Consider the following 373-nt stretch of genomic DNA (forward strand, 5'->3'; position numbering starts at 1 on the left):
CCGTGTCAGGCTGCGCTGGCGCAACAGAGTCCGGCGGCACACCCACGCCGGCTCGCCCGGATGCTCCTCACCAGGCCCGACAACCTCAAGGCCGAGCAACACGAACTCCTGGCCAAGCTCACCGCCGCCTGCCCCGAGATGATCCAACTGGCGTCAGGTATCAGGGACTTCGCCCCGCTCCTTGCACCTCACGCCGCCAATGCCGACGCGCTCTCACGTTGGATCGTCCAGGTCCCCGGCGCTGACCTGCCCCACCTGCATGCCTTTTCCCGAGGTCTGGAACGAGACCGCGACGCCGTAAACGCCGCCCTCACACTTCCGCACAGCAACGACCCCACGGAGGGGGTCAACACCAAGACCAAGCGGATCGCGC

1 protein-coding gene is annotated in these 373 nt (G+C 67.3%); it reads left to right on the plus strand.

The features are described from left to right. Window positions 1-373: transposase (locus tag TN53_RS44520; protein WP_046264352.1), on the plus strand; the 373-nt coding region annotated here is incomplete at both ends.

This window comes from Streptomyces sp. WM6386 (genome assembly GCF_000972385.1).
Taxonomy (GTDB): Bacteria; Actinomycetota; Actinomycetes; order Streptomycetales; family Streptomycetaceae; genus Streptomyces.